The 25,919-nt window shown below is 68.7% G+C and carries 26 protein-coding genes; 12 read left to right on the top strand and 14 right to left on the bottom strand.

All coding sequences use genetic code 11. The features are described from left to right. Window positions 1-27: 27 nt before the first annotated feature. Window positions 28-1,389, top strand: coding sequence for an NAD(P)/FAD-dependent oxidoreductase (locus A5773_RS16595; RefSeq protein ID WP_067791617.1), 1,362 nt, complete (start codon window positions 28-30; stop codon window positions 1,387-1,389). On the opposite strand, the gene A5773_RS16600 is transcribed toward A5773_RS16595, so the two are convergent. The 5 genes from A5773_RS16600 to A5773_RS26660 form a co-directional block, all read right to left on the bottom strand. Then, window positions 1,386-1,901, bottom strand: coding sequence for an STAS domain-containing protein (locus A5773_RS16600; RefSeq protein ID WP_082948288.1), 516 nt, complete (start codon window positions 1,899-1,901; stop codon window positions 1,386-1,388). The genes A5773_RS16595 and A5773_RS16600 overlap by 4 nt on opposite strands. Window positions 1,902-2,208: 307 nt before the next feature. Next, window positions 2,209-3,288, bottom strand: a complete 1,080-nt coding sequence (locus A5773_RS16605) for a helix-turn-helix transcriptional regulator (protein ID WP_067791619.1) — start codon at window positions 3,286-3,288, stop codon at window positions 2,209-2,211. A gap of 38 nt (window positions 3,289-3,326) precedes the next feature. Next, complete coding sequence (locus tag A5773_RS16610; RefSeq protein WP_067791621.1) at window positions 3,327-4,493, bottom strand: glycosyltransferase; 1,167 nt, start codon at window positions 4,491-4,493, stop codon at window positions 3,327-3,329. Between the two features lie 335 nt (window positions 4,494-4,828). Next, window positions 4,829-5,593: an STAS domain-containing protein gene (locus A5773_RS16615; protein WP_067791793.1), complete on the bottom strand. Its 765-nt coding sequence runs from the start codon at window positions 5,591-5,593 to the stop codon at window positions 4,829-4,831. Further along, window positions 5,586-5,708 (bottom strand): hypothetical protein, encoded by a 123-nt coding sequence (locus tag A5773_RS26660; RefSeq protein ID WP_255377654.1) that lies wholly within the window; start codon window positions 5,706-5,708, stop codon window positions 5,586-5,588. The genes A5773_RS16615 and A5773_RS26660 overlap by 8 nt, the downstream gene beginning before the upstream one ends. A 223-nt stretch (window positions 5,709-5,931) precedes the next feature. Here A5773_RS26660 and A5773_RS16620 point away from each other — a divergent pair, with 223 nt between their 5' ends. Further along, window positions 5,932-6,189, top strand: a complete 258-nt coding sequence (locus A5773_RS16620) for a hypothetical protein (RefSeq protein ID WP_007168278.1) — start codon at window positions 5,932-5,934, stop codon at window positions 6,187-6,189. Here A5773_RS16620 and A5773_RS16625 read toward each other — a convergent pair. After that, window positions 6,183-6,761: a nucleotidyltransferase family protein gene (locus A5773_RS16625; RefSeq protein WP_067791623.1), complete on the bottom strand. Its 579-nt coding sequence runs from the start codon at window positions 6,759-6,761 to the stop codon at window positions 6,183-6,185. The genes A5773_RS16620 and A5773_RS16625 overlap by 7 nt on opposite strands. A gap of 279 nt (window positions 6,762-7,040) precedes the next feature. Between A5773_RS16625 and A5773_RS16630 the strand changes: the two genes are divergently transcribed. The 3 genes from A5773_RS16630 to A5773_RS16640 are packed head-to-tail and all read left to right on the top strand — an operon-like array spanning window position 7,041 to window position 9,580. Then, window positions 7,041-7,982: an acyl-CoA dehydrogenase gene (locus A5773_RS16630; RefSeq protein ID WP_067791626.1), complete on the top strand. Its 942-nt coding sequence runs from the start codon at window positions 7,041-7,043 to the stop codon at window positions 7,980-7,982. A 7-nt stretch (window positions 7,983-7,989) separates the two neighbouring features. Further along, window positions 7,990-8,763, top strand: coding sequence for a PIG-L deacetylase family protein (locus A5773_RS16635; protein ID WP_067791628.1), 774 nt, complete (start codon window positions 7,990-7,992; stop codon window positions 8,761-8,763). Between the two features lie 52 nt (window positions 8,764-8,815). Continuing rightward, a complete protein-coding gene (locus A5773_RS16640) occupies window positions 8,816-9,580 on the top strand; it encodes an endonuclease/exonuclease/phosphatase family protein (RefSeq protein WP_067791630.1) in 765 nt (254 codons plus the stop codon). A 12-nt stretch (window positions 9,581-9,592) separates the two neighbouring features. Here the strand turns inward: A5773_RS16640 and A5773_RS16645 are convergent, their stop codons facing one another. Together A5773_RS16645 and A5773_RS16650 are read right to left on the bottom strand one after the other, a co-directional pair. Next, window positions 9,593-9,889 (bottom strand): DUF3349 domain-containing protein, encoded by a 297-nt coding sequence (locus A5773_RS16645; protein ID WP_066946720.1) that lies wholly within the window; start codon window positions 9,887-9,889, stop codon window positions 9,593-9,595. 133 nt (window positions 9,890-10,022) lie between these two features. After that, window positions 10,023-10,259 (bottom strand): general stress protein CsbD, encoded by a 237-nt coding sequence (locus A5773_RS16650; protein WP_066946725.1) that lies wholly within the window; start codon window positions 10,257-10,259, stop codon window positions 10,023-10,025. Between the two features lie 171 nt (window positions 10,260-10,430). Here A5773_RS16650 and A5773_RS16655 point away from each other — a divergent pair, with 171 nt between their 5' ends. The 4 genes from A5773_RS16655 to A5773_RS16670 all read left to right on the top strand — a co-directional run bounded on the left by A5773_RS16655 (window position 10,431) and on the right by A5773_RS16670 (window position 15,210). Continuing rightward, the gene (locus A5773_RS16655) at window positions 10,431-11,270 is read left to right on the top strand and encodes an SDR family oxidoreductase (protein WP_067791632.1); all 840 of its coding nucleotides are present in this window, start codon (window positions 10,431-10,433) and stop codon (window positions 11,268-11,270) included. 270 nt (window positions 11,271-11,540) lie between these two features. After that, window positions 11,541-11,939: a heme-binding protein gene (locus A5773_RS16660; protein WP_066946731.1), complete on the top strand. Its 399-nt coding sequence runs from the start codon at window positions 11,541-11,543 to the stop codon at window positions 11,937-11,939. Between the two features lie 121 nt (window positions 11,940-12,060). Then, window positions 12,061-13,116, top strand: a complete 1,056-nt coding sequence (locus A5773_RS16665; protein ID WP_067791796.1) for a DNA topoisomerase IB — start codon at window positions 12,061-12,063, stop codon at window positions 13,114-13,116. Between the two features lie 300 nt (window positions 13,117-13,416). Then, the gene (locus A5773_RS16670) at window positions 13,417-15,210 is read left to right on the top strand and encodes a thiamine pyrophosphate-requiring protein (protein ID WP_067791634.1); all 1,794 of its coding nucleotides are present in this window, start codon (window positions 13,417-13,419) and stop codon (window positions 15,208-15,210) included. A 12-nt stretch (window positions 15,211-15,222) separates the two neighbouring features. Here A5773_RS16670 and A5773_RS16675 read toward each other — a convergent pair whose 3' ends face one another. Then, window positions 15,223-15,879, bottom strand: coding sequence for a UdgX family uracil-DNA binding protein (locus A5773_RS16675; protein WP_067791636.1), 657 nt, complete (start codon window positions 15,877-15,879; stop codon window positions 15,223-15,225). Window positions 15,880-15,946: 67 nt separating this feature from the next. Beyond that, entirely contained in the window at window positions 15,947-16,507 is a 561-nt protein-coding gene (locus tag A5773_RS16680; protein WP_067791638.1) for a hemerythrin domain-containing protein, read from the bottom strand. Between the two features lie 139 nt (window positions 16,508-16,646). Here A5773_RS16680 and A5773_RS16685 point away from each other — a divergent pair, with 139 nt between their 5' ends. From A5773_RS16685 to A5773_RS16695, 3 genes are read left to right on the top strand one after another with little or no spacing between them, the layout of a single operon-like run. Continuing rightward, window positions 16,647-17,684, top strand: coding sequence for a hypothetical protein (locus A5773_RS16685; RefSeq protein WP_067791639.1), 1,038 nt, complete (start codon window positions 16,647-16,649; stop codon window positions 17,682-17,684). Window positions 17,685-17,743: 59 nt separating this feature from the next. Further along, the gene (locus tag A5773_RS16690; protein ID WP_067791641.1) at window positions 17,744-18,742 is read left to right on the top strand and encodes a sensor domain-containing protein; all 999 of its coding nucleotides are present in this window, start codon (window positions 17,744-17,746) and stop codon (window positions 18,740-18,742) included. Between the two features lie 9 nt (window positions 18,743-18,751). Then, window positions 18,752-19,720: an aldo/keto reductase gene (locus A5773_RS16695; protein WP_067791643.1), complete on the top strand. Its 969-nt coding sequence runs from the start codon at window positions 18,752-18,754 to the stop codon at window positions 19,718-19,720. Window positions 19,721-19,761: 41 nt separating this feature from the next. On the opposite strand, the gene A5773_RS16700 is transcribed toward A5773_RS16695, so the two are convergent. The 4 genes from A5773_RS16700 to A5773_RS16715 all read right to left on the bottom strand — a co-directional run bounded on the left by A5773_RS16700 (window position 19,762) and on the right by A5773_RS16715 (window position 25,889). After that, window positions 19,762-20,529: an SDR family oxidoreductase gene (locus A5773_RS16700; RefSeq protein ID WP_082939211.1), complete on the bottom strand. Its 768-nt coding sequence runs from the start codon at window positions 20,527-20,529 to the stop codon at window positions 19,762-19,764. A 91-nt stretch (window positions 20,530-20,620) separates the two neighbouring features. Then, entirely contained in the window at window positions 20,621-22,375 is a 1,755-nt protein-coding gene (locus tag A5773_RS16705) for a sensor domain-containing diguanylate cyclase (protein WP_067791645.1), read from the bottom strand. Between the two features lie 112 nt (window positions 22,376-22,487). Next, complete coding sequence (glgX, locus tag A5773_RS16710; RefSeq protein ID WP_067791647.1) at window positions 22,488-24,638, bottom strand: glycogen debranching protein GlgX; 2,151 nt, start codon at window positions 24,636-24,638, stop codon at window positions 22,488-22,490. A gap of 69 nt (window positions 24,639-24,707) precedes the next feature. Further along, complete coding sequence (locus A5773_RS16715; RefSeq protein ID WP_067791649.1) at window positions 24,708-25,889, bottom strand: zinc-dependent alcohol dehydrogenase; 1,182 nt, start codon at window positions 25,887-25,889, stop codon at window positions 24,708-24,710. Window positions 25,890-25,919: the final 30 nt, after the last annotated feature.

A 25,919-nucleotide genomic window follows, 5' to 3' on the forward strand; every position in this document is an offset into this window, starting at 1 on the left:
TGTGAGACGCTAACACCCGTGTACCCGATGTCCCGTCGGGAATTCATCGCGGCTACCGCGGGCGTGGTCGGCGGTGGGCTGATGGCCGCCTGCGCGCCGCACCATCCGCCATCCGCGCGGCCGCCCCGGCCGGATACCCGGTCGGTGCTCGTCATCGGCGCCGGGATGGCCGGCCTGTCGGCCGCCCGCGGCCTCGCCGATGCGGGGTGGCCGGTTCGCGTGATCGAAGCCCGCGACCGCATCGGCGGCCGGGTGCACACCGACCGCGACTGGGGCGTACCGCTCGAGATGGGCGCGTCGTGGATCCACGGCACCGCGGACAACCCGCTGGTGCAACTGGCGCGCCGCGCGGGGGCTCAGTTGGTCACGACCGACTATTACAGCTGGGCCAAGCTCGTGATCGATCCCAAACTTCCACCGCTCGACTACGACCCGACACTATGGCGCGTGTTCGTGGAGCGGGCGCGTTACCAAGTCGACGCCGGCAGCCTGGCGGCCGCCGTCAATGCCGCGGCAGGCGGCGAAGCGCTGTCCACCGCGGACCGCGCCCAGTTGGCCTTCTATCTCACCACCGAGATCGAGGACGAGTTCGCTGCCGACGCGGATCAGCTGTCCGCCATCACCTTTGACGAGGGCGACTACAGCGGCGGCGATCAGGTTGTCATCACGAACGGCTACCACGCCCTGCCGAAGCTGCTCGCCGACGGGTTGCGGGTCGAGTTGAACGCGCCGGTGACGGCGATCGCGCAACGCGACGACTCCGTCGTGGTCCGGACCAAAGATCGGACTTACCAGGGACCCGCCGCAATCGTCACCGTTCCGCTCGGCGTGCTGAAAGCCGGTGCTATCGCTTTCGATCCGCCCCTGCCCGACCCGTACCGCCGCGCGGTCGACGCCCTGGGCTTCGGCGTGCTGTCGAAGAGTTTCTTCCGGTTCAACCGGCGCGGCTGGACGGTGGACAACGCCTTCTATCAATACCTCGCCGCCGACGGCGGCCCGTGGGCCCAGTGGTTCAGCCTCCCGGCGACCGCGGGCCCAATCATATTGGCATTCAACGCCGGTGGCCGCGGCCGCGCCGTGGAGGCCTCCTCGCCCAGGGATCTGATGGCAACCGCGCTGCCGATCGCTCATCGGCTGTTCGGCGATGACATCTCCCCGGTCGAGGTCAAGACATCGGACTGGAGCGCCGACCCGTATGCGCGCGGCGCCTACTCTTTTCACGCCCCCGGCTCCGGCCTGGATGACCGGCGCCGGCTGCAGGAACCGATCAGCGACCGGCTTTACCTGGCGGGCGAGGCGGTCGGCGTCAACAATCCGGCCACGGTGCACGGCGCCATGGCCAGTGGCCGGTATGCCGCCGAGCAGTTGATGCGCCGGCTGGGCCGTTAGGAAGCCAGCCCGCGGAGCCCAGTCGACGCGTCCCGCTGCGGTTCCTGCTGCCGGGACGGGCCCGACACCAACCGACGGCGAGCCGTTGCGACGCCTTCGATATGCGCGAGGGCCGCAGGGACCGAGTCGGCGATGGGCAGGCCCAGTTCCGGCAGGACCCGGGTCAGCCGGCGCAGCGCCACGCCGCTGACGATGCTGCACCGCAGCCCGGCCCGCCGATGCTCCTCGCTGAGCACCAGCAGCGCTCGCAGGCCCGAGGCGGCAAGGAAGTCCAGACCGGCGAGGTCGAGGACCAACGGGGCCCTGAGCCGCGTAAAGCGGCGAATGGCCTCGGCGATGAGGGCGGTGTTGGATGCGTCGACCTCGCCTTCGAGGCGCAAGATGGTGGCCACACTACGGGCGTGAACCTGGATTTGCGCTCCGGCGCAGTCGATTTGGTAGCGGCTGCGAGGTTCTCCGAGCAGCCCGGGTGTATGTCGGTCGGGTGTACGAAGTTCGGTTGAAGCAGTCATGTTGAGTGCGCCCTTCAAGGGGATTGGAGTAGCAGGGCGAGCGACGACGGTGTCCGAATGGCGCCCGTTGGTAACGGCAGCTGGGGACTCAACCTGGCTACAGCCTACCGGGTGTAGCGGCCGCCCGTACGCACAAGCGACGCCGCGCGCCCACCAGGCGATCCGGAATCGGCGCTCAACCAGGCGGTTTCGCTTCGACTCTGGGTGCGGAAAACACCTTTCGGCGTGTTGGTCACAGTGACATGACGCGAAGGCAAAGTCGGGTGAACGCAGTGGGCCTGACCTGGGGTTTAGCGGCCTATCGGCGTCACGGCCCTGCGGTCAGGTGCCGGAGCGTGGTGTGCGGGCTATGGCCGTACGTCTGCCGGTACAGCACCGCGAACCGGCCGGTGTGCGCGAACCCCCAGCGCTGGGCGATTTCCGTGACGGTGGTGTCGGAGTGCGCCGCGGCCAACAGCTCTTGATGGGCGCCATTGAGGCGCACGCGGCGAATGTATTCCGTTGGGGTGCTGGCGAGTTGGCGGCGGAACAGGTACTGCACAGCCCTGGGGGTCAAATGCACGGCGGCGGCGACGTCGTTGATGCTGACGTCCTCAGCGGCGTGACGATGGATGAAAGACACTGCGTCCTTCAGCGTTTCGGGGATTGCGGGCTCGTTGGCCAGGTCCTGCTCGGTGAGGTTGGACGGGTAGCACTCGAGCAGCGCACCGGCCAACAGCGGACCAAGCCCCGCCACGATGAGTGGCTGGTGGGCGGTGTCCGGGCCGGCGAGCGTCGACGCGACGTGGTCCAGCGTCCGATGCCACGCCCGCACGGCCGCGCGCGAGCGCGGGCGCCAGTCCAGGAAGTGGAGCCGTTGCGGTAAGGGCGCGCGGCCACCCGCGGCGACCTTGTGCAGCAGGTCCGCAGCGACGCTCACCACGTCGAACCGCGCACCATTGCACTGCAACACGCACGACATGTCATGGGCGACCAGTATCGGGAAGTCCGCTGTGGCGGGGGGACCGCCCGCAACGTTCATCGACCCCGCGCGAGGCTGGATAACGGCGACCGCGTCGGAGGCCGGAATCTCCACCGCGACGCGACCCTGAATCGTCACGTCGTCGACCGTCAACGAACCCGCTTCGCAGCGCCGATGGGAAACGGCCGAGCGTCCCGTGAGCCCGGTGATGCGCCAGCCGGGATGGTAGGCCCTGGCAAAGAATTGGCGCGCGGTCTGCGCATCGATGGTTCGGAACTGGTCGTGCCGAAGCGCTGCCGCCGACCCGCCCGCATCGCCCGCGAGTTCAGCGCCGACTGCGGCTTGGCCCCCTCCGGACGGTGGTCCGACTTCACCGGCGAGCACGCCGGTGCCGGCGTTGTCGGTGGCGCTCGTCATGGTCGTCATAGTTGGCGTCCCCAAAGGGCTACGGTGTCATCATTGCATCACCGGACACCGGATGACTGCAAGCGTTGCGGTGCCGAACACGGGGCCCCCACCTGTTGGTAGATGTTCTGCGAGTCAAGGGCAATCCTGTCCCAGGCGTAACGGGACAACGCGCGGCTGCGGCCCGCCGCGCCCATGCTCTCGCACTGGAAGCTCTGTGCCAGAAGGCTCCTCAAGGCAGCTGACAAGCTGCCGGGAGTTTCCGACGGGAGCACCAGCCCGGTGACATCGTCGACCACGGCGTCCTTGAGCACCCCGACTCCGAAGGCCACCACCACCACGCCACTGGCCATCGCTTGCAGCACCGATGTCGCGCGCGGTGGCTGGCGCGGCGTGCACGCGACCACGTCCGCGGACCGCAGCAGCATCGGGAGTTCGTCACCGGCGACGGTGTGCGCGAACCGGACTCGCTCGGCCACCCCCAACTTGGCGGCCTGCTGTTGCAGCCTGGCCCGCGCCCCGTCGTGGTCGGGGTTGGTGGGCTCGGTCTCAGCAATCACCAACTCGGTGGCCGGGATCCTGGGCAGCGCCTTGACGGCGATGTCGAAGCCGTTGCACGGCATGGGGTTTGGCGCGAGGCAGAGGACGCGATGCAGGTCGGTCCGGGCCAGTGCCGGGCCGCGGGAGTTGTATCGCTCCACGTCGACCCCGCTCGTCAGAGCGGAAACCCGGGCCCGGCTGCGACGCATCCGGCTCAGGGCATCGACGTCGTCGGCGCTCTCCCCCGTCACCCACGTCGCGCTGTGCGCCAGTAGCCGTTCGATTCGAATCCGTTCGCTGTTCGGCCCCGGTCCGGCGGCGCCGCCGCGCCCAGACGTGGCGGCCAGACCCAGAAAGCTCTGGACGGTCGGCACCTTTAGCCGCCGCGCGGCCAGCTGGGCGGCCAGGCCGCCGAGCCACCCGTACGCGTGCACCACGTCGGGGGCCTCGGCCGACCACTGGCGGGTGAGCGCGGACGCCCAGTCGCCGATGTAGGGCAGCACCTCCGAGGAGGAAGTTGGTTCGCGGGGGCCGACGGTCACCACTACGGTGCGGTTTCCCGTCGCTCGGCGGGCTTTGCGCCGGGCGAAGCCGGTGACGTCGTGGCCGCGGGCCGAAAGGGCGGCGGACAGTTGCTGTGGGTCGTCGCCGACGATGTCGTCGCCGCTGACCATCGCAATTCTCACGTCAAGCCCCCTTTCGCCGCCTTTGGCGTGGTGGCGTACCCGGCCCAAATATCGGCAAAACGGCGTCGCTTCACCTAGCGCGTTCCCATTTCGCATGGCGGATAACCACGGCGCGGCCTGGATAAAAGGGGAGCGCTGGCCGGCTGTGCCGCGGCGGTGGATCTGGAAAACCGGCGGGCCGGCGAGCGACGCGCATCCGCCCGTAGTCGAGCTGGTGGTTCTGCTGGCGCCAGCGGATGGTCTGGCGGCGCTCTCGACGGTGCTGAGTGATCTGCCGACCGATTCGTCGTCCATCCGAGGCCCGTCGCATCGAGCGTGGCCGAAGGACTTGGACGTTACTCGCGGTCGTCAGAAGCGATTCTCGCACCGACCAGCGCCCAGACCGTCTTGCCCGTCGACGTTGGGGCGCTGCCCCACGTCCGGCACAGGGCGGAGACGATCGCCAGGCCGGACACGACCTCGGCTCCGCGCTCGGCGTCTTCGTGCCGGCCGGGCAGGCGGTCGCTGCAATCCTCCACCGCGACGGTCACGGCGTCGGAGAAACTTTCGACGATCAGCACCGGCGCACTGTCGGTGTGGTCGAGGACGTTTTCGACGAAGACGGTGGCCACGGTGGACGCGACCGGAGTCGCCCCGCGGCATCCCCATTCGGTGAGCCAATCAGTGATGACGGCGCGGGCAAGGCCGAGGCTGCCGGGCGAGCGCGGGAGTTCGGTGCGCGCCCGGCGCCGACGCTGCAACGACCGACTGCTCACGGCACCCAGCGCCGACTCCCGGGTGGGATGCACCGGCACATAGCGGGCCACGCCCGCCGCGTTGACCGCCCGCCGCGCCTTCGGTTGTGGGCAGACGAGCGAAATCGGGACGTCGGGCCAGATGCTGACGTGCCATCGGGCGCTGGTGAAAACCGTCCAGGCCGAGGCCGTCGGCACGGACAGCCGGTCGACATCGACGATCACCGCGCGCGGCTGGTCCAGGGCGGCCTTGATGACGGCGTCGCGGACGGTTCGATACGTGGAGCTGTCCAGCACGCCCTCTACTGCCAGGATCGGCACCTCCTGCCGCGCCTCGGCGTCAATGCGGATGCGCGGCTCAATCACCGTCGTCACCGCCGTTTTGCGCGTTCGCCGACAACCTCTCGCTGAGCACTTTCAGCGCGCGTTCGGTTTCTTCGGCCGACGATCGCGCGATTTCCTGCAGGCTGCGCAGCGCCACCCACGGGCGCCGATAGCCACCACACCGCGCAGGTCGCCCCTGTTGCTCGTCGCTGAAATCATTGCCCCTCGACTACCCGCATCCATGCCAGGTAACCCACTCAGCGATGGACGGCGCGCAGACGACCCGGGTTTTCACTGCCGCCCGGGCGGGCATCCTGACCAGGACGCTAAGGATGTCTCATCGTGAACAGGATGTCTCATCGTGAACAGGAGGATGGACAATGCCGAACTCGTCGATCAAGAACGAGAAGTTGTACAAGGACCTGCGTAAGCAGGGCGATTCCAAGGAAAAGGCGGCCCGGATCTCCAATGCGGCTGCCGCACGGGGCAAGTCCTCAGTCGGGCGCAAGGGCGGCAAGTCTGGGTCGTATCAGGACTGGACCGTCCCGCAGCTGAAGAAGCGAGCGAAAGAGCTTGGCATGTCCGGCTATTCAAGCCTGACGAAGGACAAGCTGGTAGCAAAGCTGCGGAATCACTGATCCGTCAGGCCGAGCCGGTCGACCAACACCAGGAAGGCGACCGCGTAATCGTTGTCGGCGGTGCGCGCCCTGATTCGTTCCCAGTCCAGCCGTTCGCGGACCGCGCGCACGGCCGGCAATAGCCTGGCTAAGTCGCAATGATGCTCACCCAGGGAACGCAGTTGCTGGATCAGCACCATCGTGGGCGGCAGCACAGGCATCCTGATGGCCAGCACATCGTGCTGCTCAGCGCAGTCCAGGACTGAGGCTTCCACCCGCACGCCGTTGACCCGGTGCAGCACGTCGACGACCGTATCGCCGGTGCGCGCCTTGAAGAGCCAATCCTCCGGGGGCCGCTCTACGGCGAACCCGGCATCGCTGAGGGTGGCCACGGCGTCGTCGACGTCGGCCTCGGCCACCACCAGATCCACATCGTGTGTGGGTTCGGGCGCGCCGTAGGCCCACAACGCGTAGCTGCCGGCCAACGCGAATCGAGGGCCGTTCTCCTTGAGCGCCGATGCTGCACAACGCAGCGCATCCCGCAGCTGTGTGCTGGACGCGGGGACGTCCAAGTGGGCCTCGGTAGGTGCCATGGTGCATAGGTCATACCCCGCCGGGGGCCGGTGCAACCTGCGCGGACACGGCGCCAGAGTTGGTAAGCCCGTTTAACTTGCGGTCATTTGGGAAAACCTGTCTGTTGTGTCAACCGCCTGGCCCCGCGCCTATGATGCCGCCGCCGTGGTCCCCGCTCACACTGAGCGGGGCGACACCGAACTCCGCCTCCGCACACCGGCGCGAACCCAGGAACAGGCGCCACACGGGTTCGATCACCGCCCCAGGCAACTGGGGAGATCGGCGGCGGGTGATTGCGTGTGACTGCGGGTCTTGTCAGGCACTGGCTCGAGTCGGGACGGCTCGAGCTGCCACAACCCGCCTCCGGGCGCACTGCCGAACGCTGGCAGCGCCTGGCGTCGCTGGCCGAGGAGAACATCGTGGCGGCCCGGGTCGCCGAAGCCCACGTCGACGCCGTCGCGATCCTTCACGAACTGGGCGGTAAACCCCCGGAATCCGGTCAGCTGTGGGGTGTTTGGGCTGCCGAAGCGCCAGACGCGGTGCTGACGGCCACCGACGTCAAGGGGGCGTTCACCCTGACGGGCACGAAGGTGTGGTGCTCGGGTGCGGGGTTTTGCACGCACGCGCTGGTGACCGCCCGCCTCGAAGACGGAACACCGGGCCTGTTCGCCGTGCAGGTGACCGACGCAAGCGTCAAGCCGCTGCCCAGCACCTGGTGGAACGCCGGAATGGCGGGTAGCGACACCAGACCGGTGCAGTTCACCAACACCCACGCCGTCGCCGTCGGCGATCCCGGCGACTATCTGAACAGGCCCGGCTTCTGGCACGGCGCCATCGGTGTGGCGGCCTGTTGGCTGGGCGGCGCACGCAGGGTCGCCGATCCCCTATACCGTTGCGCCCGAAGCAAATCCGCCGACGCATACTCGTTGGCACACCTCGGCGCCGTCGACGCCGCACTGGCCGCCAGCGACGCGATGCTGGCCGTGGCGGCCACACATGTCGACACCGACCCGTTCGACCGGACGGGCACCGCGCAACTGCTGGCCCGCCGGGTCCGCACGGTCGTGGAACACGCCGTCGACGAAGCCATCACCCGCACCGGCCGCGCGCTGGGACCGGGTCCGCTCTGCCAGGACGGACGGCACGCCCAGCGGGTCGCTGACTTGAGCATCTACATCCGGCAAAGCCACGCGGAGCGCGATCTCGCCGAGCTCGGGCAGCTCGCCGGCCGCCAACGCTGAGGGCGCCATGAGAACCGCGCCGATCAGCAATAGTGCCCGGTTCGTGGCCAAGCCGCTGACCCATGGCGGCACCCCGGCGCCGTTGTGGCTGGCCGCTTTTGAGCGCGGCCCCCTGCCGGCACTGGACCTGGCCGAGTGCCGGCGCCTGATCGTCGTGGCACCCCACCCGCACGACGAGACCCTGGGCCTGGGCGCGATGATCGCCCAACTCATCGCATCGGGCGTCGACGTCCGGGTGGTCTCGGTCAGCGATGGGGGTGCCGCCCAGCCCGGGACGACGCGGTCCGGCCGGATTCGCCTGTCGACGACCCGCCGATACGAAATACGCAGGGCTACGGGCGTTTTGGGCGCACCTCCCCCGGTGCGCCTGGGATTGCCCGACGGCGAACTGGCGAACCACGAGGATCGGGTCGCCCGCGCCCTCGCGGACATCTTGCGGTCGGCCGGGCCCGGCGCCTGGTGTGCCGCGACCTGGCGTGGGGACGGGCATCCCGACTACGAAGCCGTGGGACGCGCCGCCGCCGTGGCATGCGCGCGCACCGGCGTCGCGCTTCTGGAATACCCGGTCTGGATGTGGCACTGGGCCAGCCCGGCCGACCCCGCGGTGCCGTGGGGCCGCGCCCGCTCGGTCCCGGCACCCGGCTGGGCCATCAACCGCAAACGGCAAGCGGCGCAATGCTATCGGAGCCAGCTGCGGCCGGGCCGCGGTGAAACTCCGCCCGTACTGCCGCCCTTCGTCCTGCAGCGACTGCTCACCGTGGGTGAGGTGGTCTTCCGGTGAGCGCGCGGGGGCGCGTGACTGCGCGGGCCGGAAAGTGGGTAGGAGGGACCCTATGCGCGTCGCGACCTTCAACATCCTGCACGGCCGCACTGTCGGTGACGGGGTGGAAGTTCAGCGGCTGCGTGACTGTGTGCGGCGCCTCGACCCGGACGTGCTGAGCCTGCAAGAGGTCGACTGTGACCAGCCGCGCTCCGATCGCGCCGACCTCACCGCGGTGGCGGCCGAGGCGATGGGGGCCGTGGAGCACCGCTTCGTGGCGGCCATCTCCGGCACCCCCGGGGCGACGTGGATGGCTGCCACGGGTCAAGAGCAACCCGGCACCGCGGCCTATGGAATCGCCTTGCTGTCGCGCTACCCGGTTGCCAGCTGGCAGGTGGTGCGGCTACCCCGCATTCCGATGCGCTTTCCGATGTATTTGCCCGGCCCCAACCGGGTGATGGTGGTCGACGAAGAGCCCAGGGCGGCGGTGATCGCGCAGCTACACACCCCGATGGGCGGGCTGACGGTGGCCAACACGCACCTGTCCTTCGTGCCGGGCTGGAATCGGCGACAGCTGCGCCGGCTGGTAAACGACCTGCGCGGCTTCCCGGGCCCGCGGCTGCTGACCGGGGACCTCAACATGACACCCAAGGCCGTGCGCCGCTGGTCGGGCATGCGGGCGCTGGCCGCAGCCGCGACATTTCCCGCGGACGCCCCCGACCGTCAGCTGGATCACATCCTGACCGACGATCGCCGCCTGCGCGGCAGCGTTGTCGAGGCCGAGCCGATGGGGATTTCCGACCATCGGCCGCTGGTGGTCGACCTCGAACACGCGTGAGTGGCGCAGCGCTCAGGCGTGGTGGTGGCCGGCCCGGCCCGTGGCGCTCAGCCGGCGCCGGACACGCTCGATCTCACTCATCGAGGGCAGCTCGTCGGTGACCCTGGTGATTTCCACTCCGACATCGACATTGGTGATCGAACGACGGTCGGCGACAAGCAGCTTCCTCGCGATGGTCGTGACCTCGTCGTCGGACACCCGCCGCGGCAGCAGCGCCAGCAGCGGTGCGTAACCGAGCGCGGGCGCGCCGCGCGGGTAGCCCGCGCGCAGAAACGCGACAACGCTGCAGACCCGGTCGCTCAAACCCATCTCGCACCTCGCTCACCCACCGGCCGGCGGCCCTAGCCAGGAATAACCCGGCGCGGCGGTTTGAAACACCGCCGGTCCCGGGCGCAAAAAGGGGTCCGGCCCCGAACCGGGACCGGACCCCTGAACCAACGACTTACTGGTTCTTCTTCTGGCGCTCCTCGGCGGCCTCCGCACCGGCCCGGGCGGACTCGGCTTCGGCCTCCTTCTTGCCCGCGTCGCGCTGAGCGTCGGCCTTGTCCTGCTGGGCCTGACCCTCCTTGACCACGTCGTCACGGCCGAGGACGGCCCCGCCGACCTCTTTGACCTTGCCCTTCACGCCCTCGACGGCACCGGTGACGGCTTCCTGCGGTCCGCTCTTGTCATCCCCCATGGGTCGACCTCCCTTTGGTTACTGTGCAACTCGCTCCTACGGCGTTCCCGTCGGCCGACTCGTCAAACGCCCTGGACCATGTGCGCGCGATCACGGGAAGCGGGGCGCCGCGGAATTGGATGGTTTAAACCGCGATCGGCTGGGTAGTAATGAGCGCGACGGACGAAAGGGGTGAGGCGTCTGACCACCATCGCCGTGATCGGAGCGACGGGCACGGCCGGATCCCGCGTCGTCGCCAGGCTCAAGGCCCGCGACGTCGCGGTCGTCGAGGTTTCCCGCGCACACGGCGTCGACCTGCTCGACGGCGAGAGCCTGTATCGCGCGCTCGATGGCGTCGACGTCGCGATCGACGTGTCCAACCCCGCGGCCGACGACGGGCAGCCCAACTTCGCCCAGACGTTGGCCACCGCCGCCCGCAACGTCATGGGGGTGTGCGCAGCCCGGGGCGTCCAGCGTCTGGTGGTGTCGACGATGGCCGGCATCGACGATGCGGTGTTCGACGGGCTCGGATACTTCGAGGCAAAACGGGCGGCCAAAGGGATCCTGCTCGACGGTCCCGTCCCGACCACGGTCGTGAAGTCCACCCCGTGGTACGAATCCGCCACCGGCCCCGCGGGGCCGGTGAATTGTGATGGGGACGAGGTGATCGTCGAGGACTGGTTGGTCCAGCCCATCGCCGCCGACAGCGTCGCCGACGTACTCGTCGAGGCCGCCCTCGGCCAGACGCACACGCCGCGCACCATCACCGGCCCGGACACCATCCGGCTGCCCGAACTGACCACGAAAGTTCTTGCCCGGCAAGGCGACAGCCGTACGGTCCGGGCGGTGCAGCCTCGTGTGCCCGCGCTCGCCACGGGAGCGCTGCTGGCCGGCGAACGTGCGGTGGTCATCGGCCCCGGCGTGGAGTCCTGGCTGACTTCGCTACCACCGGCGAGCACCAACGGTCACGCGAAGGACGGTGGCGGCGACGCGCACGCGTCGGTACACAGGCCGGACTTCTCCCGGGTCTGAGCGTCGGCGAATTCAGGTCACGATTGCGTCACGATCTTTCTTGCGGTTGCTTAAGAACCGCCCAGTCTTCCGTAAGAATTCTCAGCCTTCCCGAGCGGATTTGATCGTTCGCTTAGTGAACGGGGGCGTTCCGTGGCGGTATCGGTCAATTTATGTTCCTTCCGTTCGTCGCGAGCGAAACGGCCACTTTCCACTTCCGCTACTTTGGATTTCGAGGATCGGGAGCCTCGGTGGAAGAAGTCAATTCGCAATTCTGAAGGACACAAAATCATGAAAATCAGCAGTATTGTCGCGCGCCGGCGTCTGGCCGGCATCAGTGCCGGCTGCCTGCTCGGGGGAATCACTCTGGGTCTCGTCGGCGCCCCGTCGGCGGCCGCGGCGCCCGACTGCAGCCCCGGCGGTGTCAACGCCACGGTTTCGTCCGTGCAGGGCTCGGCTGAGCAATACCTGGCCGCGCACCCAGGCGCCAACCAGGTGGTCACCGCCGCCTACGGCCAGCCGCGTCCCGAGGCCGAGTCGAACCTGCGGGGCTACTTCACGGCCCATCCGCAGGAGTACTACGACCTGCGTGGCATCCTGTCGCCGATCGGCGACACCGAACGGCAGTGCAACGTCAAGGCGCTGCCACCGACCCTGGAATCGGCCTACCAGGAGTTCATGGCCGGCTGATTCCGCTGCGATACAGAACCGACCCGCCACGACGCTGTGGCGGGTCGGTTCTTTGCAACGCGTGTGAACGGCAGCAGCCGCGGGTAATTGTCCAGTCAGCGAACGTAACTGGAGGGACATGATGCGGCTGCGTCGCAGCGTTCTGAGCAAGCCGGGCATCGCGCGCAAGCGTCGGGGCAAGGGCTTCGCGTATTACGGGCCCGACGGCGAACGCCTGTCGGACCCCGAAACCCTGCAGCGAATCAAAGAGTTGGTCATTCCGCCGGCCTGGAAAAACGTGTGGATCTCGCCGCATCCCAACGGGCACATTCAGGCCGTCGGCGTCGACGCCGCCGGCCGCCGGCAGTACCTGTACCACACCGCATGGCAGCAGGAGCGCGCCGAGGAGAAGTTCGACCGCGTCCTGGAATTGTCCACCCGGTTACCGCAGTGGCGCGCCGCCATCGCGAAGGACCTGACACGCAGCGGTTTGACCCGCAAACGGGTGCTGGCGCTGGCGTTGCGCCTGCTCGATCGCGGGTCCTTCCGCGCCGGCGGGGAGCAGTATGCCGAGGAGAACGAGTCGTACGGCCTGGCGACCCTGCAGTGCGATCACGTGGCGGTCCGGCGCGACGCGGTCGAGTTCGACTTTCCCGCCAAGAGCGGCGTGCGGCGCACCGTGGAGATCGAGGACCCCGAAGTGGTCAGGGCGGTGCGCGCGTTGATGCGCCGGCCCAACCGTACAGAGCGGCTGCTGGTGTGCCGCAACGCATCCGGCTGGATAGACGTGCGATCCGACGACCTCAACGCCCGGTTCAAGGAGCTCGTCGGTAACGAATACACCGTGAAGGACCTGCGGACCTGGCACGGGACGGTGTTGGCCGCCACGGCGTTCGCCGACGCCGACCCGGCCGTTTCCCGCCGGGTGGCCAAACGCGTGGAATCGGCCGTCATGAAGGAGGTCGCCGAGGAGCTGGGCAACACCCCGGCGGTGGCCCGCGGTTCCTACGTCGACCCACGCGTCGTGACCGGCTACGAGCAGGGGCTCACGATCGCCGCCGCGACGCGGCGCGCCGAACGCGCCCGGGATCCCGACTCCGCCCAGGAGATCCTCGACAAGGCCACCCGGATGTTGATCCGGCGGGTGGCCAAGGGCCACAGCGCGTCCGAGTTGTCCGTCCTGCCCAAGAGCGCGTGAGCTCTCGGCACCTCGTGGCGGGCCGTATCCTTCGGGCCGAAACCGAAATTCATCGCCGCGGACACGGTTGCCTGGCAATCCGCTGAGAATCTCCGCGCGACGGCCGCGGACCGAATAACCACGGTGATTGCGGGTAACACCAATGGCTGTGGGAAGTGCCCTGGCGGCTCATTCACGCCAGGTTGCGGTCGAAACAGACGGCCGCGGGCCATCGCAGCAAACACGCGCCACCGTGACTCCTGCGGCTGCCCGGCGTACCTAGCGAATCTCATTCGAACCGTCTGTCTAGGAGGGACATCAATGGCCAAGCAAGAGGTCTCGGACTACCTATTGGAGCGATTGCGGGCATGGGGCGTCGAGCACGTGTTCGGCTATCCCGGTGACGGCATCAACGGGCTGCTCGCCGCGTGGGGTCGCGCAGACAACAAGCCGAAGTTCATCCAGTCGCGCCACGAGGAGATGAGCGCCTTCGAGGCGGTCGGCTACGCGAAATTCACCGGCCGGCTCGGTGTGTGCGTGGCCACTTCGGGGCCGGGAGCGATCCATCTGCTCAACGGCCTCTACGACGCCAAACTGGACCACGTTCCGGTGGTGGCCATCGTCGGGCAGACCAATCGCAGCGCCATGGGCGGCAACTACCAGCAGGAGGTCGACCTGCTGAATCTGTTCAAGGACGTCGCCAGCGACTACGTCCAAATGGTCACCGTCCCAGAGCAATTGCCCAATGTACTGGACCGCGCGATCCGCATCGCGATGACTCAGCGCGCGCCCACGGCGTTGATCATCCCCAGCGACGTGCAGGAATTGCCGTATTCGCCTCCCGAGCACGCGTTCAAGATGGTGCCCTCCAGCCTGGGCATCGAATACCCCGAGATCGCCCCGGATGACGGGGCCATCGCGCGCGCGGCCGAGATCCTCAATGCGGGCAAGAAGGTGGCCATCCTGGCGGGCACCGGTGCGCGCGGGGCGCACGAAGAGCTGGCCCAGGTCGCCGACCTCCTCGGGGCCGGAGCCGCCAAAGCGCTGCTGGGCAAGGACGTGCTGTCGGACGAATTGCCTTGGGTCACCGGCTCTATCGGCCTGCTGGGGACGCGGCCGAGCTACGAGCTGATGCGCGACTGCGACACGCTGCTCACGGTGGGATCCAGCTTCCCCTACACGCAGTTCCTGCCCGATTTCGGGCAGGCCCGCGCGGTGCAGATCGACGTCGACGGCCGGCTCATCGGGATGCGCTACCCGTACGAGGTCAACCTGGTCGCCGACGCCAAGACCGCGCTGCGGGCCCTGATTCCGCACCTGCGCCGCAAAGAAGACCGATCCTGGCGGAAAGAGATCGAGAAGAATGTGGCGCGCTGGTGGGAGACGATGGACAAGGAAGCGCACGTCAGCGCCGACCCCATCAACCCGATGCGCCTGTACTCCGAGCTCTCCCCCAAGCTGCCCGACGACGCCATCGTGACGGCCGACTCCGGATCGGCGGCCAACTGGTATGCGCGCAATCTGCGCTTCCGCGGCAACATGCGGGGTTCGCTGTCCGGCACCCTTGCCACCATGGGACCGGGTGTGCCGTACGCGATCGGTGCCAAATTCGGCCACCCGCGCCGGCCCGTCATCGCGTTCGTCGGCGACGGCGCCATGCAGATGAACGGCATGGCCGAGCTGATCACCATCAAGCGGTACTGGCAGGAGTGGGAGGATCCCCGGCTGATCGTCGCGATCCTGCACAACAACGACCTGAACCAGGTCACGTGGGAGATGCGCGCCATGGCGGGCTCACCGAAATTCCATGAATCCCAAGCGCTTCCGGATGTCGACTTCGCCGCGTTCGCGGCCGGCCTGGGCCTGAACGCAATGGCCGTCAAGGACCCGGACCAGCTCGAGGGCGCGTGGGGCAACGCGTTGTCGGCCGACCGTCCCACCGTGCTGGACGTCTTCACCGACCCCGACATGCCGCCCATCCCGCCGCACGCCACCTGGGATCAGTTCAAGGCGGCCACCACGGCGGTGCTTTCCGGCGACGAGGACCGCGTTGGCTTCGTCAAGGTCGGCCTGAAAACCAAGGCGCAGGAGTTCATGCCGCACAAGAAGGGATGAGCCGACGCCCGGTCAGCGGACGACTCCGGCTCGCGCGTTGCGCAGGTCGTCGACGAAGAGCCCGTAGGCCTCGTCGTGTCGATCGCTGCGGTCGCGCAACACCGCCGACGGATGCACCGTCGCCACCACGGTCGGCTCCGGCTCCACATCGACGATGGACGCGGGCAGCCGCACTTGCCGGCCCCGCTGGGCGGACACGCGAAAGTCGGCCCCCAGCAGGGATTGCGCGGCGGTCGCGCCGAGGCACACGATGACCTGCGGTCGCACGGCCTCGATCTCGGCGATGAGCCAGGGGCGGCAGGCGACCACCTCGGTGCGGCCGGGCTTTTGGTGGATCCGTCGTTTGCCGCCCTTGCGGGTGAACTTGAAATGTTTGACCGCGTTCGTCACATAAGCCACCCCCGGATCGATGCCGGCATCTTCGAGGGCCCGGTCGAGCAGTCGCCCGGCCGGGCCGACGAACGGCTCGCCCGCGAGGTCCTCCTGGTCGCCCGGCTGCTCACCCACCAACATGATGGGCGCTCCCGCGTTGCCGTTGCCGAACACCGTTTGGGTGGCATCGGCGAAAAGCGGGCAGCCGCGACAACATTCGGCCGCCGCTCGCAGCGAATCCAGTCCCCGCTCCTCGGGTAGATAGCGGTCGGCGCCCGGTGCCTTGGTCGCGGTCATGGTGTCCCCTTCGGCCGGGGCCGGGGTGCCCCACTCCCCCTCGAGTGGGGCACCCCGTGAGCCGGTGCTAGCCCTTGCCGACGATGGCGTCGCGGGCTCGGTCCAACATCGCCGCGAACGGTCCGGCGGCCAGGTTGGCCGTCTGCGACTCGACGCCGGCGTGCGGTCGGGTCGGCGCGATCGCCTCCGCGAGCTTGGCCGCGCGGCCCATCCGTTCGAGCTCATCGCCGCTCAATTCCTGGCCCAGCTTGGAGAACTCGTCGTGCTCCTCGTGCTCGGCGTGCTCGACGACCGCGTCGCGCAGTTGCGTCAGCAGCTGGGTGAACTCCGCGCTGTCCACGTCGAGCTTCTCCAGCTTCTGCAGGACCGTCTTGGCCTCATGCTCTTCGTGGAGTCGCTCGTCGACCACCGCGGCACCGTCGGAGAGCTTCCGCTTGGCTCGGGGGTGCACGATCTCCTCTTCGGCCGTTTCGTGGACGGCCAACAATCGCCGGAGTTCGACGAACGCCTTTTCGCGTTCTTTCCCGGACGCCGCCAGTGTTTCGGCGAACAACGACTTGATCTGCTGGTGTTGACTGACGAGAAAGTCGACCACATCGGTGGGCGACTTGATGGCGTTCTGAGCCATGGTGTCCTTCCCATCTCGGCTTGGTGCGCGGGCTGTTGCGCGCCTCTTTTCGGCTACCCGACGAAATCCGGCACCAAACGGGTACACCCGCGCACCAGTGGGTAGTTCCTCACCAGTCGCGAAATAAGGGAGAACGCTTGTGGCCACCGGTATCCGCGGTCGGGCGGCGATCCTCGGCGCACTGGTCGTGACGGCCGGCTGCGCGGCGCCGGGGGCGGCGCTGGAAGGCGAGCCCGACGTCGCGCTCTGGTCGGTCGCCGCGCCGTTGCGCGATCCGGTGTGGTCGTATCGGGCGCACGCCCTCGTCGGGCTCACCGGCGATCATCGGCTCGCCGAAGTCGCCGCCGGTGATCGCCCGGGTGAGGCCAGGACGCGGTTGTCGGAGCCCATGGCGGTCGGGCGCAATCTGCAAATCAGCCAGAAGGACGACCGGATCGTGTTCGTGCCGCAGCCGGAGCGCGGCAGGGTCGCCGAGGTTGACCTCGAAAGTCTGCGCCAGGTCGGCGATTTCGACGCGGGACCCGCCCCGGCGTATCTGTCCGAGGATGCCGGGATGCGGACGCTGCTGGCGCTGTCGTCGGACGGCACGTCGGTGACACCGGTCGACCAGTACGGCTTCCGGAAGCTGCCCACCGCCCCGATCGCCGGTGATCGCGCGGACACCATCGACGGCGCGAACCGCGGGCGCGAGATCGATTACCACGTGTACGCGCCGTCGGGAATCCGGCATTACCAGGGGTCTTTGTCGCCCGCCGAGGAGCGCGGCTCGCTGCGGATGAACGTCGCCGTGTCGGCGGGTGACGGCGCCGCGGTGACGCGCAGCTACGTGGCCGGCCGCGACGACAGCACGCTGTACGCCGTGGATTCGCGCCGCGGCGGCGAGGGCTTGACGGTGCTGGCCAGCACCCGGCTGCCGTCCCCGATCCGCGAACTGGGCACCGACGACACCAGGGTCTACGCCGCCACGGACCACGAGGTGGTGGTGCTCGAGACGGCCAGCTTCACCGGCTTCCCGTCGCGCACGATCCCGGTCATCCGCGTCATCGGCTACCGGTCGGGACTGCCGCAGGCGGCCCAGACGGCGCCGCTGTCGGGCATCGCGATCGGCCCGCATCGGGTGTACCTGACCTTGGCCGACGCGCCCTATGTGGTCAGCGTCGCCAAGCCGCGGCTATGACGCTCCGCCGGATCGTCGGCTACATTGCGGGCAGGTGCGGCCGGTAAGGAGGCGCTGGCGTGACCGACCCGCAGGATTCGTATTGGCAGAACCCCTATACGTACGACCCGCTTGGCCGGGTCCCGCCCGCCCCAGTCGAGCCGCCGGTCTTCAAGCCGCCACCCCCACCGCCGTACCGCCCGCCCGTCAACGTGCTGGCGACGTTGTCGCTGGTGTTCGCGTTCGTGTTCGCGCCCGTCGGAGCGATCCTGGGACACGCCGGGCTGGCGCAGATCCGCCGCACCGGCGAGCTCGGCCGCGACCGCGCCCGCGCGGGGCTGGCGCTGTCGTATGCGTTCATCGCCGTCACGGTGGTCGCGCTGATCGCGTGGGCCACGCTGGGCGGCGCCCCGTCCACCCAGACCGCGGCGCCGGCTACCACCCCCACCAGCGCGGCGGCCCCGCCGGCGCCGGGACCGGTCGCGCCCGACGCCCTGGCCGCGCTCCTGCCGGGCGCCGACGCCCTGAAGAGCCTCACCACCGACGAGAACATCGAGGCGGGCCAGACGTGGGACAACATGGGTCGCTCCAGCGCAGAAGGGGCGATCGACCGGCCGGAATGTTGGGGCAGCGTCGCCCCCGGCACGCCGGACGCCTATAGCGGCGCCGGCGTCACGGGCTACCGCGCGGCGGAGTTCCGGGACTCGCGCAGCTTTCTCAAGTCGACTCAGGTCATCGAGGCCGTGGTGGCCTTCCACGACCCGGCGGCGGCCCAAGCGCAGCTCGAGGCGTTGCTGTCGGGATGGCGCCGATGCGGCGGCTTGACCGTGACGCTGACACCGGCCAATGGGGAGGCTCTCCCGTTTGCTGTGGGCGAGCCCGCCGACGCCCCCAACGGCATCACCACGGTGGACCTCGCGCCCAGGGGCCTGCAGATCCGCTCGGCCCGGGCGATCGCGGCCAAGGCCAACGTCATCGTCGACCTGATGGTGTCCTGCAGCGGCACGACGGACAGCGGCCAACCGCGGCTGGCCGGGGTGGGCATCGCCAACTACGTGCTGGGCAAGGTCCCTGGCTAGGGTGGGCACATGAAGTATCTCGACGTCGACGGAGTGGGCCGGGTCAGCCGAATCGGTTTGGGCACCTGGCAGTTCGGGTCACGCGAGTGGGGCTACGGCGAGGGTTATGCCTCGGGCGCCGCGCGTGACATCGTGCGCCGCGCCCGCGCCCTGGGGGTGACGCTGTTCGACACCGCCGAGGTGTACGGGCTGGGCAAGAGCGAGCGGATCCTCGGCGAGGCGCTCGGCGACGAGCGCGCCGACGTCGCGGTGGCCAGCAAGATCATGCCGGTCGCGCCCTTCCCCGCCGTGATCAAGCAGCGCGAGCGCGCCAGCGCGCGGCGGCTGGGGCTGGATCGCATCCCGCTCTACCAGATCCACCAGTCCAACCCGTTGGTGCCCGACACGGTGATCATGCCGGGAATGCGAGACCTGCTCGACAGCGGCAAGATCGGCGCGGTCGGCGTCTCCAACTACTCGCTCGAGCGGTGGCGGAAGGCCGACGCGGCGCTCGGCCGGCCGGTCGTGAGCAATCAGGTGCACTTCTCGCTGGCACACGCCGGGGCGCTGGAGGACCTGGTGCCCTTCGCGGAGCGGGAGAACCGCATCGTGATTGCCTACAGCCCGCTCGAACAGGGCCTGCTGGGCGGAAAATACGGCCTGGACAACCGTCCCGGCGGCATTCGGGCGCTGAACTCGCTGTTCGGCACCGAGAACCTGCGCCGCGTCGAGCCGCTGCTGCAGACGCTGCGCGACGTCGCGACCACGGTCGGCGCCAAGCCGGCTCAGGTGGCGCTGGCCTGGCTGATCAGTTTTCCGGGCGTGGTCGCCATCCCCGGCGCGTCCAGCGTCGAGCAGCTCGAGTTCAACGTCGCCGCCGCCGACATCGAGCTGCCCCCGGATGCGCGCGAGGCGCTCACCGGGGCGGCCCGCGCCTTCCGGCCGACCTCGGCCGGCCGCTTCCTGACCGACCTGGTCCGCGAGAAGCTGGGCCGCTAGAGCGACGGCGCCGACCCGCCGCGCCCGGCTCCGCCGCGCTGCTAGGACTGCGCGGAATCCGCGAACGCGGCGGGGCTGGCGGGCGCACCCCTGGCCACCACCACCGGCATCGAGGTCGCGGCGTTCGTCCGCAGGATCGTGTGCACCACGTCGACGAGGTCCTCGACCGGCATCAGCTTGCCGGGCATGCATCCGCGGGACGCCCACAGCGGCACGGCCTTCATGGCGAGGTCCATGTCCCAGCCGATGTTCATACCCGTGGCCGCGTCGCCCTCGCCACCCGGGCATTCCCCCACGATGAAGGTGGTGAAGCCGATGTCGGGGTGTTCGGCCCGCCATGCGTCGACCATCCGCTCGAGGGCCGCCTTGCTGACCCCGTACGCACCCAGGCCCGGCCACGGCGGCCCGAACGTGCCCGCGTCGGACGACAGGTAGACCGCTTTGCCCGCGGAAACCGTCAGGTGCGGCACCGCCGCGGCCGTCACCAGCGCCGCGCCGATGACGTTGGTGTCGAAGATGCGCCGCCAGGTCGCGGCGTCGGTGTCCACCATCCGGACCAATGGACCGACGGCGGGGGTGTAGACGATGTTGTCGATGCCGCCCAGGGCGTCGGCGGCGGCGGCGATCGCGGACCGGCACGACGCCTCGTCCGTGACGTCGCATTCGATGGCGACCGCGCCCGGGCCGGCGTCCTTGGCCGCCGCCTCGATGCGCTCGCGGCGCCGGGCCAGCAGCGCGACCTGGTCGCCGCGCTGGGCGAGGCCGACGCCGATGCAGCGACCGAGTCCGCTCGAGGCGCCCACCACCACTGTCCTTGACATATTTGCCCTCTCTTGTAACGAGCTGCCGTCGGCAAAAACCTACCGGATATCACCCGTCGGAGGGCGAGGGCTCGGCTACTTAGTTGCGAACGACGGTGTTCCGGTCCCCCAGCTTGGCCCGATACATGGCCGCGTCCGCCCGGGCGGTGATCAGGTCGACGGACTCGCCGGGCATGGCGAGCGTGGCGCCGATGCTCAGTGTCGCCGATAACCACTTCCCGGATACATCAATGGGTTCGGCGGCGCGACAGCGAATCTTCTCGGCGATCTGGGCGAGCTCGTCGACGCTGTGAATGTCGGGCAGCAGGACGAGTATCTCGTCGCCCCCCATCCGGCCCACCGTGTCACCCCCGCGCACGCTTCCACAAATCCTTGCGGCGAGGGTTGCCAGCACACAGTCGCCCACGCCGTGGCCCCAGGTGTCGTTGATTTGCTTGAAGCGGTCGACGTCGCAGAACAACACCCCGACATACGATCCGAGCGGCCGCGGCTTCTGCATCGCGGCCTCGAATCGGCTGATGGCCTCGGCGCGGTTCACCAGCCCGGTAAGGGTGTCGAACCGTGCCATCCGTTCCAGCCGCCGCTCCGCCTCCACCTGCTCGTCGATGATGCGCACCGCGGCGATCAGGCCATCGGTGTTGCCCTCGGCGTCGACGTACGGCTTCCCGTGCCCCTCGACCCAGTGGTAATTGCCGTCGGCGGAGCGCACGCGAAACCGGTGCAGGACCGATTCGCCTGCGGTGACCTTTCCCAGCGCACTGATGACCGCCTCGAGGTCGCGCGGGTGGATGTGGCGGTCGAAATCCGAGCCGGTCCAACCCTGCGGCGACCGGCCCAACGCCGCCTCCACGGACGGCGAGATCCACACAACCTCAGCGCCGCGCAGGTGCACGATGATGTCGACCGCGTTGTCGGCGAGGATACGATAGCGCATCTCGGCGTCGGCGCGTTCCTTACTGACCAGCTCCTGCTCGATCAACAGCTTCTGCTCGCGCTGGATGAAGAAGAACGTGATCGCCCCGACGATGGCGGTGCCGAGCAGTACCGAGAAGGTCCATTCCGCCTGCTGGCCCAGACCGAGCCGCAGAAAGAACGGCCTCGACAGCGCGACGACGATCGGAAAGCCGGCGAGGATGCCCACCAACCGAAGAAGTGACTTCCGGTCCGGTCGGGCGAGCAGCCAGGCGACCGGAGACCGGTCGGGGCGCGCCAGCGACGTCGCGGCGGCAAGCAGCAGCAGAGCCACGGCCGTCATGAACGCCTGGCCGGTCGAAGGCGAGAAGCCCACCAGCGCCAAAGCGCCGAACATGTAGGCCCCGACCGTGACGAACGGGGTGGCCCCGCCGGCCGCCATGCATGCGAGCCAGGCCAAACGCGTCCCCCGATCGACGCGGATCAGGGCGACGGCGGCCGCCAGGGGCAGGACCGACGCCGCCGTCTGCGCGCTGGGACGCCCGGGCCAGGTCTGTTGCGACGTGCGAACCGCGTCCCCGAACCACGTCAGGTCCAGGGCGGTCGATGGACCGCCGGTGGCGTACTCCAAGAGGGTCACGCCGGCAAGCGCGCCCACCAGCATGGCGAGGCCACGGCCGGCCCACACTCGTCCCCTCGACGGGCGGCCCGACTGGGCCAGGATCGCCGTGCCCAGCGCCGCCAGCCACAACGCGGTCCACGGCATCATCTGCGGCCAGGTCGCATTGATCCGGGTCAGCCGGTCGACGCCGGTCGCCCAACCCAGCCAGGACAGCGTCGCGATGACAAACACCACCGCCAAGGCGATCCGTCTGCACCAGGCCACGTCGTTCAGGCACGCGTCGGGGCTCGGCCTCTCCATCGGCTGCCCCTTCCTTCCCCCGCGGCGGCGCAACCGACAGTGTGCGGGAGTAGGAAACCGATGTCTGGGGGCAAAAGGTCACCACTCTCGCGGCGAAGGTCACCGATGCGCGTCAGCCTCCGTCGGGGGCTTGCAACACCACGGCGGTATGCGCGTCCACGGTGAGCGTCCCTCCCCCGGGCACCTCCTCCGCGGGCGTCTCCTCCTCCGGGCCGGTGAACACCACGAGTTGCCAGGCGGCGCCGAATTCCTTTGGCGGCAGGGTGAACTCGATCGGCTCGTAATGGGCGTTGAAGCAGAGCAGGAACGAGTCGTCGAACACCCGCTGCCCCCGCGCGTCGCGGTCCGGGATGCCGTGCCCGTTGAGGAACACCGCGACGGACTTCGCGAATCCGGCGCCCCAGTCCTCCTCGGTCATCTCGGCGCCCTCGGGGGTGAACCAGGCGATGTCGGGCAACCCGTCCTGGCCGCGGCGGCCCAGCGGCTTGCCGGAGAAGAACCGGCGCCGCCGGAAGACCGGATGGTTGGCGCGTAGGGCCGACACCACGCGGGTGAATTCCAGCAGGCCGTTATCGGCCTTGGACCAGTCGATCCAGGTGAGCTCGTTGTCCTGGCAGTAGCCGTTGTTGTTGCCGTTCTGCGTGCGGCCCAGCTCGTCGCCGTGACAGATCATCGGCACCCCCTGCGACAGCAGCAGCGTGGTGAGGAAGTTGCGCTGTTGGCGGGCGCGCAGCGCGTTGACGCCCGGGTCGTCGGTGGGCCCCTCCGCGCCGCAGTTCCAGGACCGGTTGTGACTTTCGCCGTCGTTGTTGTCCTCGCCGTTTGCCTCGTTGTGTTTCTCGTTGTAGGACACCAGGTCTCGCAGCGTGAACCCGTCGTGGGCGATGACGAAGTTGATCGAGGCCACCGGCCGGCGCGCCGTGTGCTCGTACAGGTCGGCCGACCCGGACAGCCGGTAGGCGAACTCGTCGAGGGTCGACGGCTCGCCGCGCCAGAAGTCCCGGACCGCGTCGCGGTATTTGCCGTTCCATTCGGTCCACTGCGGCGGGAAATTGCCGACCTGGTAACCGCCCGGGCCAACGTCCCACGGCTCGGCGATCAACTTGACCTGGCTGACCGTCGGATCCTGTTGCACCAGTTCGAAGAACGTGGCCAGCCGGTCCACGTCGTAGAACTCGCGGGCCAGCGTCGAGGCGAGGTCGAAGCGGAAGCCGTCGACGTGCATCTCGGTCACCCAGTAGCGCAACGAGTCCATGATCAGCTGCAGGGCGTGCGGGTGCCCGACGTTGAGGCTGTTGCCCGTCCCGGTGTAGTCCATGTAGTAGCGCTTGTCGTCGTCGACCAGCCGGTAATACGCGGCGTTGTCGATGCCGCGCATGGACAGCGTCGGGCCCATGTGGTTGCCCTCGGCCGTGTGGTTGTAGACGACGTCGAGGATGACCTCGATGCCGGCCTCGTGCAGGGCGCGGACCATCGCCTTGAACTCCTGCACCTGACCGCCCGGCGACGTCGAACTGGAGTACTTGAAATCGGGCGCGAAGAACCCGATCGTGTTGTAGCCCCAGTAGTTCGACAGGCCCTTGTCCACCAAAGTGGAGTCGTTGGCGAAGTGGTGCACCGGCATCAGCTCGATGGCCGTGACGCCGAGGTCCTTGAGGTGGTCGATGATCACCGGGTGCGCGACGCCCGCGTAGGTGCCGCGCAGCTGCTCGGGGATGTCGGGGTGGGTCTGCGTCAGGCCCTTGACGTGCGCCTCGTAGATGACTGTGTCGGCGTATTGGTGGTCCGGCGGCCGGTCGTTGCCCCAGTCGAAGTAGGGGCTGATCACCACCGACTTGGGCATGAACGCGGCCGAGTCGTCGTCGTTGCGGCTGTCGGGGTCGCCGAAGTTGTAGCTGAACAGGGCCTGGTTCCACTCGAACGACCCGTCGATGGCCTTCGAATACGGGTCCACCAGCAGCTTGTTCGCGTTGCACCGCAGGCCGTTCTGCGGGTCGTACTGACCGTGCACGCGGTAGCCGTAGCGTTGGCCGGGTTCGATGTTGGGGATGTAGGCGTGCCAGATGTAGCCGTCGACCTCGGGAAGCGGGACCCGGCTCTCGGTGCCGTCGGCGTCGAACAGGCACAGCTCCACCCGCTCGGCCACTTCGCTGAAGACGGCGAAATTGGTGCCCGCCCCGTCGTAGGTGGCGCCCAGGGGGTAGGCGCGGCCCGGCCACACCTCTCCGGTGGGCGTGGGGGCGGAAGCTTCTGCGGATGTCATGGCGCAATCAATACCCTACCGGGGACTCCCCCAAACGGGGGCCCGGAAGGCCTTGCGGCTAAACGGTTTTCAAGGTCGTAACATGACCTTCACCGCCCCGTCCTGCTTCTTCTGGAAAATGTCGTAGGCGTGCGGGGCCTGGTCGAGGGGCAGCACGTGCGACGCGAAGGTGTCGACGCCGAGCGGGTCGTCGTCGGTGAGCAGCGGCATGATGTCGTCCACCCACCGCTTCACGTTCGCCTGGCCCATCCGCAGGGTCACCTGCTTGTCGAACAAAGTGAGCATCGGCAACGGGTCGGCCATCCCGCCGTACACGCCGATCAGCGATATCGTGCCGCCGCGGCGCACGATGTCGATGGCGGAGTACAGGGCACTGAGCCGGTCCACACCGGCGGTCTGCATCAGCCGCTTGCCAATGAAGTCCGGCAACATGCCGGCGGCTTGCTGGGCCAGTTTGGCCGCCGGTGAACCGTGCGCTTCCATGCCCACCGCATCGATGACCGAGTCGGAGCCTCGCCCGCCGGTCAGGTCCCGGATCGCCTCCCCGAGTGGCGAGTCGAGCCGGCCCAAGTCGATGGTGTGGATGCCGCGCTGCGCGGCACGTCCGAGGCGTTCGGCCACCAGGTCCACGGCGATCACCCGATAACCGAGGTGATCGGCGATGCGCGCGGCCATGTCGCCGATCGGGCCCAAGCCGAGCACGGTGAGCGTGCCGCCGTCCGGGATGTCGGCGTAGGCCACCGCCTGCCAGGCCGTCGGCAGCACGTCGGACAGGTAGACGAACCGCGAATCCGGCGGCCCCACAGGGACTTTGATGTGGGTGAACTGCGCCTGTGGGACCCGCAGCAGTTCGGCCTGGCCGCCCGGGACCGCGCCGTAGAGCTCCGAGTAGCCGAACAGCGCGGCCCCCATGCCCTGGTCACGCACCTGCGTGGTTTCGCATTGGGTGTAGAGCCGCTTGTTGCACATGTAGCAAGTGCCGCAGGAGATTTGGAAGGGGATGACGACCCGGTCCCCGACCCGCAGGTCACCCGTTTCACCCCCGACCTCGCGCACGATTCCCATGGGTTCGTGTCCAAGGATGTCCCCGGGCTTCATGAAGGCCCCGAGGATCTCATAGAGGTGCAGGTCGGACCCGCAGATATTGGTCGACGTGACTTCGATGATGGCGTCGGTGGGTTGCTCGATCTTCGGGTCGGGCACCGACTCCACCCGCACGTCGCGCTTGCCGTGCCACGTGACAGCCTTCATGTGGGAAGCGCATACCCGTCTCGCGGCCCC

It is taken from the genome of Mycobacterium sp. 852014-52450_SCH5900713 (assembly GCF_001667075.1).
In the GTDB taxonomy this organism is placed as follows: domain Bacteria; phylum Actinomycetota; class Actinomycetes; order Mycobacteriales; family Mycobacteriaceae; genus Mycobacterium.